The organism is Frankia sp. CcI49 (assembly GCF_001983215.1).
Classification (GTDB): domain Bacteria; phylum Actinomycetota; class Actinomycetes; order Frankiales; family Frankiaceae; genus Parafrankia; species Parafrankia irregularis.
Map to the genome: position 1 here is coordinate 146,136 of NZ_MOWP01000011.1, position 16,353 is coordinate 162,488.

The window sequence follows — 16,353 nt, forward strand, 5'->3', positions numbered from 1 at the left end:
CATCGGCGCAATGTAGCTGGTGCGTGCCATTGCACGCGACCGATTTTTCGAGGAACGCGATGCGATCGGAATCCGGAAGGATCGCCGAGCGCTCAGCCTGCTGATCACCACCTCGATGGCCCCGGCGCGTGCTCGGTATGGCTGGTCACCACGCCGTGGCGAGCCAGACCGTGATGGCGGCCAGGACGATCAGCGTGCCGTTGAGGGCGGTGTCACCGGCCTCGCCGCGCGAGAGATGAAGGCCTGCGGCCAGGCCCTGCAGAACGACGAGGCCGATCGCGGCGGCCAGGGCGAGCGCGGTCGCGATGCCGGTTGCCGGTGGCAGCACAAGACCGGCGGCGCCGAGGACCTCGACGGCGCCGATGCCGCGCACCAGCCACATCGGGGTCGCGTCGACCCAGCCCATCATCGGCGCGAGCTGCTGCTTGCTCTGCAGCAGCTTCTTTCCTCCCGCGTACAGGTAGAAGACGCACAGCAGCGCGGCGATGATCCAGTACGCGATCTTCATGGTGGCTCCCGATGGTTATGGTTTGTAACCGACCTCATGATGGGCGACTATGGAGACCGCTACAAAAGGAACATCGGTGTTAGCAACTGACAGGGATGGCAGTCGTGTCGCGCTACGAGAAGGTCTGCCTCATCCGCGCGGACGGTGGCCGCGCCATTCGTCGGATCCTCGATCGGATCGGCGACAAGTGGGCGCTCCTGGTCATTGCCACGCTCCACGAGCAGCGCATGCGCTTCACCCACCTGCAGCAGCGGGTGCCCGGAATCTCGCAGCGGATGCTGTCTTTGACGCTGCGTAATCTGGAACGTGATGGCCTCGTTTCCCGCACCAGTTATCCGGAGGTCCCACCGCGGGTGGAGTACGAGCTCACGCCGATGGGCCGCACACTGATCGAGCCGGCCGTCGCACTGGCGGAGTGGGCCGTCGAACACGACCCGGACATCGGGCGCAGCCAGCGGCAGTACGACAGCCGCCAGACCTGACCTCGCTCGGGCGTGATCAGAGTCCTGAGGTTGTTTCGGCCTTCGAGGTGAGGACCGCGCGGGCCTGCTCGGCGGCGCGGACGATGCTCTCGCCGACGAAGTCGAGGAAGCGGGCGATGTTCTCGAGACGGGCGGCGGCCGGGGTGTCGGGGCCGAGAACGCCGACACCCCGGCGTGCTGTCTCGGCGAGCTGGGCGTTCGACCGGGCGCTGGCGATCGCCGACTGGTACCAGAGCTCGTCGTCGACGGCGTAGCGCTCGCGGCGGCGTTCGTCGCGTTCCCGGCGGACGAGGCTCTGGCCTTCGAGGAACGCGATCGCCTTGGAGACGGACGCCGGGCTGACCTGGAGGCGCCGGACGAGCTCGGCCGCGGTGAGGCTGGCTGCGTCGGTGGTCAGCAGGCAGGTCAGCACCCGGGACGTCATCCTGGGCAGGCCGGACTGCATGAGGAGGGCCGTGAACATCTCCTCGTACTCGCGTACGGCCTCGGCGTCGCGCCCGTACGCCGGCGGGAGCGCTCGCGGCGCTGGGGGAGCGGCCTGCCGGCCGCGGTGGGCGCGGCGTTCGGTGGCGCGATGGGCGAGGTCGGCGCGGTAGGTGGTGGGGCCGCCGTTGCGCATCACCTCCCGTGTGATCGTCGAGGTCGGACGGTCGAGGCGCCGGCCGATCTCCGCGTAGGCGAGGCTTTCGGCCAGCCCCAGCGCGATCTGCTGGCGTTCCTGCAGGGTGAGCCTGCCTCCCGGCATCGCGACCTCCGGCCCGCTCGTCGAGGCCTTCAGGGTAGCGTTCATTCGCATCTCATTGCAACGGTCGTGAGATCGCTGTTGCGTTAACTCGATTCTTGTTGCAACGGTTTCGGGGCTCTGAACTGCATAGATGCATGTTCTAGTGCAACGCGATGGTTGCAAGTTTGTCGAACGCAACGTAGCTTTCCGTTTGTCAGAAACGACCTCCAGTAGGAGAGCGCGATGCAGAGCTTCGACACCCCCGCCCCGATCTCAGCCGTCCTCGACATCCCCGCAGGGCGCCTGCAGCTCATCGCCGCCGACCGGGCCGACACCACGGTCGAGGTCCGGCCCGCCGACGCCTCGAAGGGCCGCGACGTCAAGGCGGCGGAACAGACCGAGGTCGAATACGCCGACGGCGTCCTGCGGATCGTGTCCTCGGCGAGGAAGCATGCCCTTGCAAGCCCCGGCTCGGTCGAGGTGACGATCCAGCTGCCCGCCGGTTCCCGCGTCGAGGCGAAGGCGGCCAGCGCGGAGTTCCGGGGCGTCGGACGGCTCGGCGACGTCGCGTTCGACGGCTCGCACGGCGCGATCAGGATTGACGAGGTCGCGAGCATCCGGGTCGCCACCGCCGCCGGCGACGTCTCGGTCGGTCGCCTGGGCGGCGCCGCCGAGATCAGCACCGGAAAGGGTGACATCCGGGTCACGGAGGCCAGGCGCGGCACGGTCGTTCTGCGCACCCAGGCCGGCGACGTGTCGGTCGGCGCCGCCCGTGGTGTTTCGGCCTGCCTGGACGCCGGCACCACCCTCGGCCGGATCCGCAACGCGCTCCAGAACACCGCTGGCGTGCCCGACCTGAGCATCCACGCGACCACCGCCCAGGGCGACATCGCCGCCCACAGCCTCTAGGGACTGCTCAACGCGGGCCTGAGCCCTGCTCGCCCGCGGCGCGTTCGTAGGCACGCAGGGTGCTGACGACCAGGTGGCGTTCGGTCGGGCTCAACGGCCCGAGTGCCTCCCGCCAGGCGCGGGTCCCCGGGCCGAGCCATCCCTCGATCGCCGGGCGGCCCGCGGCGGTGATGCTGACGATCCTGCGCCGGCGGTCGTCGGGGTCCTCGCGGCGCTCGACGATCCCGGCGCGGTCCAGGTCGGCGACCATGAGGCTGACCGTTGTCGGCGCGACCTCGAGCCGTGTGGCCAGCGCGTTGACCGTGGTCGGGCCGTCGAGAAGCAGGTAGGAGAGCAGGGACAGGTGCCGCGGGCCGAGGGCCAGGCCGGCCAGCTCGGCGGGCGGCGACGTCCGCTTCGCCCGCCCGACCAGCTGCGGCATCAGCAGCAGCAGGGCGCGAACAGCCTGGTCCACATCGAGCCCGTCGGGCCCGTCGGGCCCGTCGCGTTCGCCGAGCCCGTCGGGCCCGTCGGGCCCGTCGCGTTCGCCGAGCCCGTCGCGTCCGTCCTGTTCGTCCTCGCTCCGGCTTGACATCGCCCTCCCCGCACCACTTATCTTTGTAGTCAAAGATGTTTTGCTTGCAAAGGTAACTTTGGGTGTTGTCACCTGCGTGATCGGAGAGTCATGACCATCCTTGTCACCGGCGCCAGCGGGAACATCGGGTCGCGCCTGGTCGCCACACTGGCCGGATCTGGCTGTGCGGTCCGCGGCTCGTCCCGCGATGCGACGACCCTACGGCTGCCCGCCGGCGTCGAGCCGGCCGAGCTCGATCTCGCCGATCCCGGTCCGTCCGCGGCGGAGGTGCTGCGTGGGGTCGAGGCCGTCTTCCTCTACCCGGTGATCGGTACCGTCGACGCCTTCGTCGCGGCGGCCGTGGACGCCGGCGTGCGCTACGTGGTGCTGCTGTCCTCGCCGGCGGCCTACGAGGTCGGGGAGTTCGACCGGCCCATCGGCCAGATCCACCGCGCGGTCGAGCGGGCTGTGGCCGACTCGGGCCTCGCGCACACGGTGCTGTACCCGAGCTGGCTTGCGACCAACACCCGCCGTGACTGGGCGGGCCAGATCCGGGCCGGCGGACGGGTCGCCATCGCGTTCGCGGACGCTCCCGTCACGCCGATCCATCCCGACGACATCGCCGAGGTCGCCGCCCATCTGCTCACCCACGAGACCTTCCGCTCCCGGATGCAGATCCTCAGCGGGCCGCAGTCGATGCGCATGCGTGACGCCGTTGCGCTCATCGGCGACGTGCTCGGCGCCGACGTGACCGTCGACGACGTGACCCGGGAGCAGGCGCTGGATCTCGACCAGGGCCGGATTCCCCGCCCAATCCTGGAAAGCCTGCTCGATGTGGCCGCGGCGACCATCGGCCAGACCGCCCCCGTCAACAACACGGTCGAGCGGATCACCGGTCACCCCGCACGGACGCTGCGCTCCTGGCTCGAAGCCCACCGGCACGACTTCCAGAACGGCTGACCGACTACGCCGGGGCGGGTACCTGGCAGGCGTCTACGCCGGGGCCGGTACCTGGCAGGCGTCGGCGAAGGTCGGATAGCCCTCGCTCCCCGTGCGCTCGGCCGCATCGATGTAGTTGACGAGTGCGGCCCGGGACCGGGCGAGCCTGTCCATCTGATCGTTCAGGCGCCGCAGCCGCGACCGCATCGCGTCGAGCAGCTCGGGACATCCCGGCAGCTCCGGGGCCTCTCCGACGGCACAGGGCAGCAGGTAGGCGATGTCGTCGGACGAAAGACCGGCGTCGAGCAGGTGCCGGATCTGGCTGACCCGCAGCACGGCGTCCTCGTCGTATTCGCGGTAGCCGTTCGCGCGGCGGCCTGCCTCCAGCAGGCCCTGGGCCTCGTAGTAGCGCAGCTGATGGGTGTTGACGCCCGTCCGACGACTCAGTTCCCCGATCCGCATCGAACCTCGCTCGCTCGACTCGTGCTTGACCTTCAGACTGGTCTCAACGTTGACGATGCTGCCATGAGTGACAACACCGATACACCCGTGACAGTGATCGGTCTCGGACTGATGGGCCAGGCGCTCGCCGGAGCCTTCCTCAAGGCCGGTCATCCCACGACCGTCTGGAACCGCACGGCCTCGAAGGCCGACAGCCTGGTGGCCGGCGGAGCGCGGCTGGCGCCCACCGTCGGTGACGCGCTCGCGGCGGGCCCCCTGACGATCATCTGTGTCACCGACTACCACGCTGTGCGTGAACTGCTCGACGTGGGCGGCACCGAGCTGGGCGGCGGGACGTTGATCAATCTCACCTCGGGCCACTCGGCCCAGGCCAGGGCGGCCGCCGAGTGGGCCGAGCAGCGCGGCGCGCGTTACCTGGACGGCGCCATCATGGCCCTGCCCGCGGCGATCGGCACCGCCGAGGCGGTGATCCTGCACAGCGGGTCGCGGTCGGATTTCGAGGCGCACGCGCCGACACTCGGTGCCCTCGGCACGGTCACCTACCTCGGCCCTGACCACGGGCTGGCGTCCCTGTACGACGTGGCTGGTCTGGCCATGATGTGGAGCGTCCTGAACGCCTGGCTCCAGGGCACCGCCCTGGTCAGGACCGCCGGTGTCGAGGCGGCGACCTTCGCGCCGTTCGCGCGGCAGATCGCCGCCGGTGTGGCCGAATGGCTGCCCGGATACGCCGAGCAGATTGACGCGGGCGCCTTCCCGGCCGTGGCGTCGGCCCTGGAGACCGACGCGCGGGCGATGGCACATCTGGTCGAGGAGAGCGAGGCGGTGGGGGTCAACGCCGAACTACCCCGGCTGATCAAGGCGATGGCCGACCGCTCGATCGCCGCCGGGCACGGGAAGGAGCAGTATCCCGTGCTGATCGAGGAGTTCAGCAGGCCGCGCGGCGACTGACCGCGAGGCAACGCAACCGCGTCGGCCGTCGGGAAGGTGGTGGCCCCGCGGCCACCACCTTCAGCCCGCCTTCATGGCCGTCCGGGTGCGCCGGTCGAGCGGAGTGCGGTCGAGCGGAGTGCAATAGTCGCGATGTGACAGAGGGGAAGCACATTGACACGTTGCGGACCGCGCGGCTGCTCCTGCGGCAGTGGCAGCCGGCCGACGAGGCGGCCATGGCGGAGATCAACCAGGATCCCGAGGTCGCACGGCACCTCAACCGCCCCGTTGACGGCGCTGCCGGGGCCGCGTTCTACGGCCAGATGTGCCGGCACTGGGAGGATCACGGATACGGGCCGTGGGCGCTGGAGTCACGCGAGCCTGACCGTCTCGGGGAGTTCCTGGGTTTCGCCGGCCTGGCGCACGTCCCGCCCTTTCTGGCGGAGGCGGGCCCGGACCCCGAACTGGGCTGGCGGCTGAAGCGGTCGGCGTGGGGGCAGGGGCTCGCCACCGAGGCCGCTGTGGCAGCCCGTGACGATGCGTTCCGGCGTCTCGGACTGCCGGAGATGATCTCGATCATCCATCCGGAGAACGTTCGTTCGCAGCGGGTTGCCACCAAGCTTGGAATGCGGGTAGCACGGCGGATCGACAATCCCGCGATCGGCAGGCGGGTCGACGTCTGGTCTGTTGCGTCGGGGCCCGTGGATGTCGGGCGTCACCGCGTCACCTGAGTGCGACCGAAGGATGACGACCTATGTGATCAGTTCGATGGCGCAGCGGGAGCCAGCCGTGGCGGCGTACTTGGCATCGCAGGTGAGAAGGACGGCGCCGATCTGTTCTCGCCTGGCACCGGGTCAGGGCTGGGCCTCCCTGCTCCAGGCGGCGAGGCCGGCGCGGAAGCCCGCCCGTTCCTCGTCGGACAGCGTGGCCAGGGCGCGCAGCAGCGGGGCCGAGCGGGTCGCGAGGAAGGCCTCGACCGCAGGCCGGTATTCCTCCCGTAGCGAGACCAGCGTGCGGCGCCGGTTGGCGGGGTCCTCCGCGCGCTCGACCAGGCCGGCCTCGCCCAGACTGCCGACGAGCTCACTCGCGGTGGACAGTGACACGCCCAGCCGGGCAGCCAGCTCGGTGACGCTGAACTGCTGGCCGCCGACGAGCTGGGGCAGGACCGCGCCGTGCCGAGCGGTCAGCCGGTGCTCGTCGAAGGTGCGCCGCAGCTGTGGCGGCATCTCCCCGCGGGCGCGCTGGAAGTAGGCCGCCAGCAGCGGCACATGCAGGAGCACGTCTCGCTCCTGCGCCGTCCACGGCCGCGGCTGATCTGCCGCCGGCACCTGCGTGCCGTCAGGGGCTCCTCGGTCGGGTCGCACGTTACGATGGTAGAAGCTTTGGATATCCGAACCATTTGGCGATGCGACATAACGGCAGGGCGACGCCTTCAGGTGGAGTCGTCCGCGTGAGGACGTGAAGACATGGTTTCGGTGAGTTATGGCGACGTGATGGCAGACGCCCTCGACCGCCTCGACGATCTCGGCTACGAGCGTGCCGGCAAGGCCGATCTGGCCAACCACGGGCCGATGGGGGCCGAGGTGCTGGCCGTCCTCGGCCACGGGGCCGCGATCCCAGCCTGGGTGCAGGCATACCGCGACCTCCTGCCCCACCATGAGCGGTCCGCGCGCCGCGATGACCTGGATCCAGCCGACGAGTCCTCCTGGCGGCCCGCGCTCGGCGCCATCGACCGAGCCGGGGACTGGGAGTACCTGTTCGAACGGGAGCTGGCCCAGGAGCCCTGGCGGGACGTGCTGGTCCGTTGGTGGCCACGGCTGCTGCCCGGCCTGCTGTCCCGGCTGACCCACGGGCTCATCCGCACCGCGCACGCCGTCCGGGGCGTTGCCGCCGCCGAGGGCGTGCCGGGCCCGCAGCAGCTGACCGAGCTGGCCCGCGGGCTCGCCTACTGGGCCGCCCGCTTCACCCCGCTGCCCGGCAGCCCCCGGTTCGACGGACGCCTCGCCGTGGCCGCCGCCGTGGCCGCGGTGCCCCGGGCGCCGCTCGAGCCGGGCCTGTCGGCGGGCGAGCTCCTACAGGGGCGCCTGCGCCGGCTCGACGGGCAGCCCGGCTACCACGATGCGCTCACCGCGCTGCGCGCCGAGCAGGCCCAGGCACTGCTCAGCGACCTGACCGCCCAGTTCGCGGGCCTGTGCCTGGTCCACACCGACCTGTCGCCGGTGCCCCTGATCCACGCCGTCACCGCCCCGGCGGCCATGCGGCTCGTCCTGCCGTACCTGCCGGCTGAGCTGCACGAGCCTTCCGTCGCCACCATGTGGCAGACCGAGGCCGCGCTGCTGATGGTGTTCACCGGTGACGACCGCGGGGAAGGCGAGGCTCACGCGCGGGCGTGGGCCGTCGACGTTCCCGGGCACGAGGAGCTGATCCACCAGGCCGTCGAGCACGGCGACGAGCACGTGCTGAAGTTCACCGAGGCCTGCCTGCGTGAACATGCGCTGCGGCCCGATCCGCGCTACCTGGCGGCCGCGACGGTCGTCCGCGACCGGATAGCCCGATACCCGGCGCGTGCCACGATCTGACGGGGTACGCGTGTACGTCTGCGTGTCCTGACCGACGGCGCGATGGCCGCCACCCTCAGGGCGCGACGCCTTGCTGGGCGACGGATGCGTCCCGCTGGCCGTTCTGGGGCGTTGGCCGCGGTGTGGGTGACAGCCGTGCGGCGAGGTTACGGGCGGTGGTCCCGGCCCGTGTCCTCGGGACGAGCAGGGCGGCGGAAAGCCTCAGGCGGCGTTGTCTCGGCTCGACCAGGGCGCTGTGCGCACTCTGGTAGCTGCGTAGCGCGGCGGTGTGGTCCGCCGGGCTGGCAGCGAGTTCGCTGGCCAGCGTGTGCGCGCCGGCTATGGCCAGGCTGGAGCCGTCGCCGAGGAGGGACAGGCAGGAGGCGGCGTCGCCGAGCAGCGCGATGCGGCCGTGGGACCAGGTCGGCAGCCGGACCTGGCTCACCGAGTCGAAGTACAGGTCTTCGGTCTCCTGAAGCCGGCCGAGCAGTTGCGGAACGCGCCAGCCGACGTCCGCGTAGGCCTCGGTGACCAGCCGCCGGTGCTGGTGGACGTCGCGGTGGTCGAAGTCGGCGCGGCCCGGGCCGCGGAAGATGAAGGCGACCAGGGTGCGTCCCCGGTTCGGGTGGATGGAGACCAGCCGCCCCGGGGTGTTGTAAATCAGCACCTCCCGCGAGTCGTCAGCCGGTGCGCCGAGCGGCATGGTCGCGACGTAGAGGCCGGCGTGCCGGACGAACTCGTCTTCCGGGCCGAACACGAGGTGCCGCACGGTGGAGTGCAGGCCGTCCGCGCCGATGACCAGATCGAAGCGGCGCGGGGCGGCCCGCGCGAAGGTGACGTCGACGCCGTGCTCGTCCTGCGCTAGGGCGGTGATCGTGTCGTCGAAGAGGAACTCCGCCTCCTCCCGGGCGGCCGCGACGAGGACGGCGGCGAGCTCGTTGCGCGGAATCTCGATCTCGCCGCGGCCGGCTGCGCTGTAGCCGGGCATGGCGACCCGGGTGATCGGGCGGCCCGAGGCCGCCAGCAGCCGCAGCGCCGTGGTCTCGGTCGCGGCTGCGCGCAGGGACGGCCGCAGGCCCATCGCGTCGACCACGGGCAGCGCGGGCCCGCGTAGGTCGACCGGGTTGCCGCTGGAGCGCAGCCCCTCGGATCGCTCGACGACGGTCGGCCGGAACCCGTGCCGGGCCAGCCAGTAGGCGAGGGTCGGCCCGGCGACGCCGGCGCCGCAGATCAGGACGTCTCCGGAGTGCTCGCGGTGAGAGGTCACGCAGGGCACGCTATCGCATCGAGTGCAACTTTGCACTCGATGCGAAAATGCAGTGAGGGCGTACTCTTGCCCCGTGTCTCTGCGTGATCGCAAGCGTGCCCGTACGCGGCAGCTTCTCGTCGAGGTCGCGACGGAGCTGTTCGAGCGCAACGGGTATGAGGAGACGACCGTCGCGGAGATCGCCGCGGCCGCCGAGATCGGCACCCGGACCTTCTTCGGCTACTTCTCCAGCAAGGAGGAACTGCTCTTCCCCGAATCGGATGCCCGGGTACAGGCGACGATCACGGCGATCGCCTCCCGTCGCCCCGGCGAAGGGCCCGCCGAGGTGCTGCTGCGCGCCCTGCGCACGGTCGGCGACGACAGCGACGAGATGGTGAGCCGGCTCGCGGTGCTGCGCCTGCGACTGTTCCAGACGGTGCCCGCGGTGCGCGGGCGCGCCCTGCAGGTACAGCTCGACGCCCAGCGCGAGATCGGGCGCCAGCTCGCCGCGGCCTTCCCCGAGCAACTCGACGAGGTGAGCGCCGGGGCGCTGACCGGGGCGTTCGTCGGCGCCATCGCCGGCGCGCTGGCGGTGGTGCTCGACGGCTCCGAGCACCGCGACGACCCGGCCGCCCTGCACGCGGCCATCCGCGCCGCCACCGAAGTCGCCCTCGCCCCCTGGCTACGCGACCTGCCGTCCTGACCCCGGCCCGTCGTCGGCTGTCGGTCAGCGGTGAGCGGCTGTCGGTCGTCGGTGAGCGGCTGTCGGTTGTCGGTCAGCGGTCGTCGGCCGTTGCAGTCGGCGGGCTGCGCTGTCAGGTCGTGGTCTGGCCATCGATCGTTTCGCGGAGGATGTCGGCGTGGCCGGCGTGCTGGGTGGTCTCGGCGATGATGTGGATCAGTACCCGGCGGACGCTGTGCCGGCCGCCCGGCTCGTGCCAGGGCGCCTCCGGCAGCGGCTGCGTCGCCGACAGATCGGGGATGGTCGCGACGATCTCGTCGGTCCGGGCCGCGACCTGCCGGTAGCGGCCGACGATCCCGGCGATCGTGTCACCCGGCTGCAGCTGGAACTCGTTCTGGCGCTGGACGGCCCAGGCCGGATATTCACGCGCCGTGCCGGTCATGAAGTCCTCCCAGGTGACGCCGTCAGGGAGCGCGTAGTCCATCGCCGAGGGCCCCTCGAGGACGAACCGCATCCAGCCTTCCTCGCAGGCGGTCACGTGCTTGATCAGCCCGCCCAGGCACAGGGCGCTGGCCGTCGGGCGTTCGCCGGCCTGCTCGTCACTGAGGCCGCGGGTGGTGTTGATCAGGCTGGCTCGGGCCACGGCGAGCTCGGCGAGCAGGTCGGCCCGCTCCGCGTCGAGGGCTACGGGCTGCGCGGTCGTGGTCGTGGTCGTGGTCGTCATCGTGATCGGCCCCTTCTCGGTCGCCTGGGTCGTTCCCGTTGTCGGCGGTGACCACCACGGTCGTCCGGGAAGAGGTCAGGTTCTGGCCTCTTCTTCGGGCAATCTCGATGGCATGCCGACGACGTCAGCGCGCCTGCTCGCCCTGCTCTCGCTGCTGCAGGCACGCCGGGACTGGCCGGGGGCACTGCTCGCCGCGCGGCTCGAGGTCAGCCCGCGCACGGTTCGCCGCGACGTCGACCGCCTCCGTGAGCTGGGCTATCCGATCCGGGCCACCAAGGGCCCCGACGGCGGATACCGGCTCGATGCCGGGGCGGAACTGCCGCCACTGCTGTTCGACGACGAGCAGGCCGTCGCCCTGGCCGTCGCGCTCCAGCTCGCTGTCACGTCCGGCGCCGGTATCGGGGAGGCGGCGGCCCGCGCGCTGAGCACCGTCCGGCAGGTCCTGCCGGCGCGGCTGCGCCATCAGGTCGACGCGCTGCGGGTCACCGCGGTCGAACGCCGCGGTGGACCGTCCAACCCGCGGGTCGAGCCGGCCGTCCTGGTGACGCTCGGTGCCGCCGTCCACGCTCGGGAGGAGCTGCGCTTCGACTACGCCGTCCCGTCGCGGTCCGCGCCCGCCGACGTCCCCCCGCCGCGTCGGGTGCAGCCCCATCACCTCGTCACCTGGGGCGGACGCTGGTACCTCGTCGCCTGGGACCTGGACCGCGACGACTGGCGCACCTTCCGGGCCGACCGGATCACCCCGCGTCCCCCGGCCGGCCCGCGGTTCACACCCCGCGAGCTGCCCGGCGGGGACGTGGCCGCCTTCGTCGCCCAGCGTTTCCAGGGCTCCGCCGGCCCGGACCGCTGGCCATGCCGCGGGGAGATGATCATCGAGCTGCCCGCCGCCTTCGTGTCCCGGTTCTCCCAGGACGGGATCGTCGAGGAGCTCGGCCCGGACCGCTGCCGGCTCGTCGCCGGCTCCTGGTCGTGGCCCAGCCTGGCCGCCACTGTCGGCCGGTTCGACGCTGACATCGAGGTCCTCGGGCCGCCCGAGCTCGCGGACGCCTTCGCCATGTTGGCCCGCCGCTACGCCCGCGCCGCCGCCGGGCAGCGCGGCGGGGCGTCGACGCCCGGGCGGATCGACCCGACGGGAGGCTCTGCTGCCAGAGCCTCTGCTGCCAGCAGACAACCTCTGCTGCCGGCAGAGGCTGCTCCCGATGGCCTCGCCGACAACCTAGGTTCGCCTCCATGACTGGGGAGGACAGCACGAAGGACGGCACGATTGTCACCGGCTGGGCGGCTGGCGTGCCGTTCACGGCACTGCCTCCGGCCGGAGGCGCCGACGAACCGGCTCCGTTGCTGGTGACCTGGCACATGATGGACGCGCCACGCTCGGACGCCGCGTTCGCCGCCGCGCTTCCGCTGGCGAATGTGCCCGCCTGGCGGGTGCATCTCGGAATGCCGCTGGTCGGCCGGCGCCCGGTGGACGGGGCCTATGAGGCGGCGGTGGCCGACCCGATGCTGGGATATGTCGATCCGGTGGTCCGGCAGGCCACCGACGAGTTCCCGGCGGCGCTCGACGCGTTGCGTGCGCAGCTTCCGCTGTGCGGCGGGCCGATCGGTGTCGTGGGCGGCTCACTCGGCGGCACCGTCGCGTTGAACATTCTCGCCCGTCTGCCGGTCCGGGTCTCAGCGGCGGTGCTGATAAATCCCGCGGTCCGGGCTCGGACGGCAGTGGACGTCTTCACCTCGTCGACCGGCACATCCTGCTTCTGGAACGAGCAGGAGCAGGCGGCTGCCGCGCACCTTGACTTCGTGACGCACGCAGCGCTCATCAGCGGCCGGAATCCACAGCCAGCCGTGCTCGTGGTCAGCGGTGAACTCGACTACCCGGCAAGCCGTGCCGACGCCCTCGATATGGTGGTGGCGCTCCAGGCCGCTTATCCGGATGCCGACCGGGTCAGGCTGAGCACAGTCGCCGGTCTGGAGCATCCGCTCGCCGAACGCCCGGGCCTGGAACCGGCGCCGCAGACTCCGCTCGCCAGGGTCGTCGATCGCATGGCCAGCTCGTGGTTCGAGGAACACCTGCGCCCGGCACGATGAGCTGCCCGCAGCACCTTCGATGCCCGCGTGACGCCCTTGACGAGGGACTGCCGCACCCATCCCGGACCACCCGGCCGCGAGCACGAATTAGTGCCTCGATGTCCACGTGTGTGGATGCCGCCGCTGCCAGATGGGTCGGGCGCGCTGATCGGGGTGCGTGCCGCGACTGGCCACGGGTGTGGTGCTCCCGAACCTGCGGGTAAAATCACGAAGTGAAACGGTGCACGCCTCTCGCGTACCGCGCACCACGATGATCGAGACTCATGGAGAAAATTCTTCGGCCAGAATCCTGCGTCGCGCCGCCAGTTTTCGCCATTTCTCCATTCCCAGGAGATCGGCCTCGACTTCTGCCGCAGCCAGATTCTCCCTGGCCTGGGCAAAATTGCCGAGAAGTCGCTGCGCCTCGCCGAACTCGACCAGTACCTGTGTCTCCCAGACGGTCTCACCCAGTTCATGCAACTGGTCTCGAGCCAGGATCAGGAGTGAGGCGGCCTCCTCGTATGCGCCTTGCTCCCGCGCGCACACGCCGCGTTTGCCCAGAGTATAGGCAGACCATCTTCGATCTCCACACGCCTTGAAGATCAGTTCTGCCTGGCGATAAAGATCGTCTGATCTCGATAGATCTCCCAGTTGCAGGTACGTTTCGGCCTGGCCGCAGATCGTGAAACCCTCCCAGCGGCGCTCGCCGTATCTTCGCAGGAGAAGTGCTGCCTTCTCGTACGACGCGACGGATTCTTCAAGCCGCCCCAGCTCGCGCAGTGTGTTGCCCAGGTTGCTCAGAACGTACGACACGCCTCGGGGATCGTCCGATAGTCCAAAACTGTCGAGGGCCTGACGGTAGAGGCCCAACGCCTCGTTGTAACGTCCCTCACCATGCAGGATAGATGCAAGCCACCGTAGGTTGTGACCAGCAAGACGCCGGTCGTTTGTGCTGAGTGCTACGGCCACGCTGCGTTCGACCAGCGCTCTGCTCGTCGGAAGATCCCCCAGGGCGCTCATGCCCTGGCCGAGATCAGCCAGGACACGCGCCTCGAGATGGTCGTACCCCATAACACGGCAGCCCGCCAGGGCATCGCAATAGAGGTCGACCGCCTCCTCGGGATTTCCAAGCGCTCTTGCCACATTTCCCAGGTCTCGTAGGCAGCGTACCTCCGTAGCTCTGTCATCTTGATCCACCGAGACATCGAGGGCGGTGCGCAGTATCTCCGCTGCCGCGGCGTAGTCCTCCTTGAGATGCAGCGCCTGGCCGATTTGGTAAAGGCAGCGATTTGCGAGCCAGGTGTCCCCAAGGCGTATCGCCAGAGTCCTGGAGGCCTGGTTGAAGCGGACCCAGTCATCCAGGTTTCCGAGAAGTACCGCCGGCTGTTCCATGGCATCCAGAAAATCGGACACTGATTCCAGATCCTCCTGTTCTGTACTATGTACTGCAAGGCTGAGAAGTATCGGCCAGTTGTCCGCGAACCACATCAGGGCCTGATTGTCGTCCAGTGCTTCGACCGTCAGGGAGGAGGTGTTCCCCACGTTATCCTCACCGCTTCCTTGTCGCGTCTTTTCGAAGGCTGCTGGACGCCGTTCTGGCCTGCTCAAGGTAGAAGCTGCTCAGACGTTCGTGAAGTGATTCGAGCGCATCTTCCGGTTCCTCGTCTCGAGCTCTTTCGCGCGCGAATATCCGAATGAGATCGTGGAACCTGTAGGACGGGGATTCAAACGCGTCATACCCTGCAAAGTCCATCAACTGGGCGTCGACAAGTCTCTCTATCTGATGCTCGACATGCCCTTCGGGGGAGCCCAGGGCTGCGCTCGCAGTGCTTAGCGAGAAGGTTTCCGCCTGAATCTGGGCGAGGAGGCGAAACGCCCGCCTATCCGAGCTGTGGAGCATTTTGTAGCTGACGTAGAACGCGGCCCGGACTTCGAGGTCTCCAACGGAGAGCTCGTCGAGTCTCTGCATCTCGTGCTGGAGCCTGGAAGTGAGCGTCCTCAGCCGCCAATGGCGCTTGAGGACGAGACGCGCGCCCGCTATTCGCACAGCAAGCGGGAGGCGTCCACAAAGGTCCACGAGGAGGTTGGCCGCATTGGTGTCCTGCAGGACCCTGTCTCGGCCAAGGATCTTGGTTAGCAGCTGCAGGGCTTCGTTGTGATCAAATAGGTCCACCTCGGCGTGCACAGAACCTTCGATTCCAACAAGTGGTGTACGGCTGGTCACCAGCGCTCGGGTGGCGCCGCCGGGCGGTAGAAGTCGGCGAATCTGCTCCTCGTTCACGGCGTTGTCGAGGATCACGAGCACTCTTTGTCCGCGAATTGCCGTGTTGTACGACCGTGCGCGATCCTCGAAGCTCTCCGGGATGAGCGCGCTCGGAAACTTCAATGCCAGCAACATATTGGCAAGCGCTGCGGCCGGGTCCAGGGGGCGGCCTGAGAAACCCTGAAGGTCCATGTAGAGCTGGCCGTCGTCGAAGAAATCCTCCAGGTCGTGAGCTGCTCGAACCGCGATGGATGTTTTTCCGACACCACCCTTCCCTGACAGGCAGCATGCGGTCAGGGAATGGCCGTCCGTGCGTTGTCGCAAGGTTGTATTTACCTCGTTCAGCATCTCGGCACGACCGGTGAAATCGGCGACTGCTGGCGGAACCTGACATATAGAGTAGTGCAGTCTCAAGCTCTCCTGGGGCGGACGGAAAAGTGAGAGCTCGGAGTATGGCTCGGCAGACGCAGCGAAGTTGTTCCGCGCCTGACCGGCCGGAACCTCGACCTGTGCTGGACGGGTAGGACCCGCAACCGGACCGCGATCGACGTCGTGGGTCTCTGCGAGGGTCCGGAAACAGGCGTTCGCGGGATAGTCGTGCAGGAGTTCGGTCAGGAGCGAGCGAAAAGGGTCGAACACTTTTCCGTTCGCCAGATCATTCATGACGGACGACCACCACTCGATGCGGGTCATCTCGCCCGGAAATGGAAGGTCGCGCCTCGCCATACCGATTCGACCCAGGAGTATGCGGGCGGACTGGTCGCTCCGATAGGTATCTGCGAGTTCGTTAACCAGATTGCGGCGCTCGGAATCGTTCAGCGCTAAGGGTGACCGCTTGCCGGGATCCGGAACATGCATGGCAGTCACGAAACGCTTCCCCCTGCACGGGTGCTTCGATCAGGTACCCCGTCGCGCGACGATGATCTGCAGTTGATCGGGATCACGCCAACCACCGTGATCACATCCGATGTTGATTTTGAACCCTGGTCCGCGTGTCGGTCAAGGATCCATCGCGCGGAATCGCGTGGGTGCGGTGCGGCGTCCGGAGCCGGCTGGCTGGGATGGGTGGCGCTGCGGATCGGAGTGGTGCGGGCCAGCGGGTTTGCAGTGGCGCCTTGCCCAAGAACACGGACCCTGCTTCGCTCACCTGGAGCTCGGCGCCGAACGCGACTGGGATCGCTTGACCTGCTGCGCGATCTCGACCCGACGGCGGACATCCACAGCGACGACCGTTTTGTCCACGACGGCGACGTCGTCCACCTCGGCTGGTACGAGCACGGGCATCGACTGGCTTCGCACCTCGTAGCGCGCC

The 16,353-nt window shown here is 69.2% G+C and carries 19 protein-coding genes; 9 read left to right on the plus strand and 10 right to left on the minus strand.

The features are described from left to right. Window positions 1–145 precede the first annotated feature (145 nt). The gene (locus CcI49_RS11160; protein ID WP_076826185.1) at window positions 146–508 is read right to left on the minus strand and encodes a DoxX family protein; all 363 of its coding nucleotides are present in this window, start codon (window positions 506–508) and stop codon (window positions 146–148) included. Window positions 509–612: 104 nt separating this feature from the next. Here CcI49_RS11160 and CcI49_RS11165 point away from each other — a divergent pair, with 104 nt between their 5' ends. Then, window positions 613–990, plus strand: coding sequence for a helix-turn-helix domain-containing protein (locus tag CcI49_RS11165; RefSeq protein ID WP_054568625.1), 378 nt, complete (start codon window positions 613–615; stop codon window positions 988–990). 16 nt (window positions 991–1,006) lie between these two features. Here the strand turns inward: CcI49_RS11165 and CcI49_RS44120 are convergent, their stop codons facing one another. Next, window positions 1,007–1,735: a helix-turn-helix domain-containing protein gene (locus CcI49_RS44120; RefSeq protein WP_054568624.1), complete on the minus strand. Its 729-nt coding sequence runs from the start codon at window positions 1,733–1,735 to the stop codon at window positions 1,007–1,009. Window positions 1,736–1,957: 222 nt separating this feature from the next. Between CcI49_RS44120 and CcI49_RS11175 the strand changes: the two genes are divergently transcribed. Then, entirely contained in the window at window positions 1,958–2,623 is a 666-nt protein-coding gene (locus tag CcI49_RS11175; protein ID WP_076826187.1) for a DUF4097 family beta strand repeat-containing protein, read from the plus strand. Window positions 2,624–2,630: 7 nt separating this feature from the next. Here the strand turns inward: CcI49_RS11175 and CcI49_RS11180 are convergent, their stop codons facing one another. Then, window positions 2,631–3,044 carry a MarR family winged helix-turn-helix transcriptional regulator gene (locus CcI49_RS11180; RefSeq protein ID WP_076826189.1) on the minus strand — a complete coding sequence of 138 codons (414 nt, stop codon included), beginning with the start codon at window positions 3,042–3,044 and terminating at the stop codon, window positions 2,631–2,633. A gap of 243 nt (window positions 3,045–3,287) precedes the next feature. Between CcI49_RS11180 and CcI49_RS11185 the strand changes: the two genes are divergently transcribed. Continuing rightward, entirely contained in the window at window positions 3,288–4,136 is an 849-nt protein-coding gene (locus CcI49_RS11185; RefSeq protein ID WP_054568452.1) for an NAD(P)H-binding protein, read from the plus strand. A gap of 33 nt (window positions 4,137–4,169) precedes the next feature. On the opposite strand, the gene CcI49_RS11190 is transcribed toward CcI49_RS11185, so the two are convergent. Then, entirely contained in the window at window positions 4,170–4,577 is a 408-nt protein-coding gene (locus tag CcI49_RS11190) for a MerR family transcriptional regulator (protein ID WP_076826191.1), read from the minus strand. A gap of 63 nt (window positions 4,578–4,640) precedes the next feature. On the opposite strand from CcI49_RS11190, the gene CcI49_RS11195 reads away from it, so the two are divergent. Further along, complete coding sequence (locus tag CcI49_RS11195; protein ID WP_054568450.1) at window positions 4,641–5,525, plus strand: NAD(P)-binding domain-containing protein; 885 nt, start codon at window positions 4,641–4,643, stop codon at window positions 5,523–5,525. Window positions 5,526–5,659: 134 nt separating this feature from the next. Further along, entirely contained in the window at window positions 5,660–6,235 is a 576-nt protein-coding gene (locus CcI49_RS11200) for a GNAT family N-acetyltransferase (RefSeq protein ID WP_054568449.1), read from the plus strand. A gap of 123 nt (window positions 6,236–6,358) precedes the next feature. Here the strand turns inward: CcI49_RS11200 and CcI49_RS11205 are convergent, their stop codons facing one another. Further along, window positions 6,359–6,784: a MarR family transcriptional regulator gene (locus tag CcI49_RS11205; protein WP_063793179.1), complete on the minus strand. Its 426-nt coding sequence runs from the start codon at window positions 6,782–6,784 to the stop codon at window positions 6,359–6,361. A gap of 186 nt (window positions 6,785–6,970) precedes the next feature. Here CcI49_RS11205 and CcI49_RS11210 point away from each other — a divergent pair, with 186 nt between their 5' ends. Further along, a complete protein-coding gene (locus CcI49_RS11210) occupies window positions 6,971–8,083 on the plus strand; it encodes a questin oxidase family protein (RefSeq protein WP_054568447.1) in 1,113 nt (370 codons plus the stop codon). 55 nt (window positions 8,084–8,138) lie between these two features. Here CcI49_RS11210 and CcI49_RS11215 read toward each other — a convergent pair whose 3' ends face one another. Beyond that, window positions 8,139–9,329: an FAD-dependent monooxygenase gene (locus CcI49_RS11215; RefSeq protein WP_076826193.1), complete on the minus strand. Its 1,191-nt coding sequence runs from the start codon at window positions 9,327–9,329 to the stop codon at window positions 8,139–8,141. 73 nt (window positions 9,330–9,402) lie between these two features. Here CcI49_RS11215 and CcI49_RS11220 point away from each other — a divergent pair, with 73 nt between their 5' ends. Further along, a complete protein-coding gene (locus CcI49_RS11220) occupies window positions 9,403–10,011 on the plus strand; it encodes a TetR/AcrR family transcriptional regulator (protein ID WP_083473495.1) in 609 nt (202 codons plus the stop codon). A gap of 112 nt (window positions 10,012–10,123) precedes the next feature. On the opposite strand, the gene CcI49_RS11225 is transcribed toward CcI49_RS11220, so the two are convergent. Next, on the minus strand, window positions 10,124–10,714 hold the full coding sequence (locus tag CcI49_RS11225) for a DinB family protein (RefSeq protein ID WP_054568444.1): 591 nt from the start codon (window positions 10,712–10,714) through the stop codon (window positions 10,124–10,126). Window positions 10,715–10,826: 112 nt separating this feature from the next. Here CcI49_RS11225 and CcI49_RS11230 point away from each other — a divergent pair, with 112 nt between their 5' ends. Then, on the plus strand, window positions 10,827–11,948 hold the full coding sequence (locus CcI49_RS11230) for a YafY family protein (RefSeq protein ID WP_083749430.1): 1,122 nt from the start codon (window positions 10,827–10,829) through the stop codon (window positions 11,946–11,948). Then, complete coding sequence (locus CcI49_RS11235) at window positions 11,945–12,799, plus strand: alpha/beta fold hydrolase (protein ID WP_076826196.1); 855 nt, start codon at window positions 11,945–11,947, stop codon at window positions 12,797–12,799. Before CcI49_RS11230 ends, CcI49_RS11235 begins: the two co-directional genes overlap by 4 nt. Window positions 12,800–13,060: 261 nt before the next feature. On the opposite strand, the gene CcI49_RS11240 is transcribed toward CcI49_RS11235, so the two are convergent. The 3 genes from CcI49_RS11240 to CcI49_RS42025 all read right to left on the minus strand — a co-directional run bounded on the left by CcI49_RS11240 (window position 13,061) and on the right by CcI49_RS42025 (window position 16,325). After that, the gene (locus CcI49_RS11240) at window positions 13,061–14,320 is read right to left on the minus strand and encodes a tetratricopeptide repeat protein (RefSeq protein ID WP_076826198.1); all 1,260 of its coding nucleotides are present in this window, start codon (window positions 14,318–14,320) and stop codon (window positions 13,061–13,063) included. 7 nt (window positions 14,321–14,327) lie between these two features. After that, window positions 14,328–15,899, minus strand: a complete 1,572-nt coding sequence (locus CcI49_RS11245) for an effector-associated domain EAD1-containing protein (protein WP_083473493.1) — start codon at window positions 15,897–15,899, stop codon at window positions 14,328–14,330. Window positions 15,900–16,184: 285 nt separating this feature from the next. Then, window positions 16,185–16,325: a hypothetical protein gene (locus CcI49_RS42025; RefSeq protein WP_158230746.1), complete on the minus strand. Its 141-nt coding sequence runs from the start codon at window positions 16,323–16,325 to the stop codon at window positions 16,185–16,187. Window positions 16,326–16,353 lie beyond the last annotated feature (28 nt).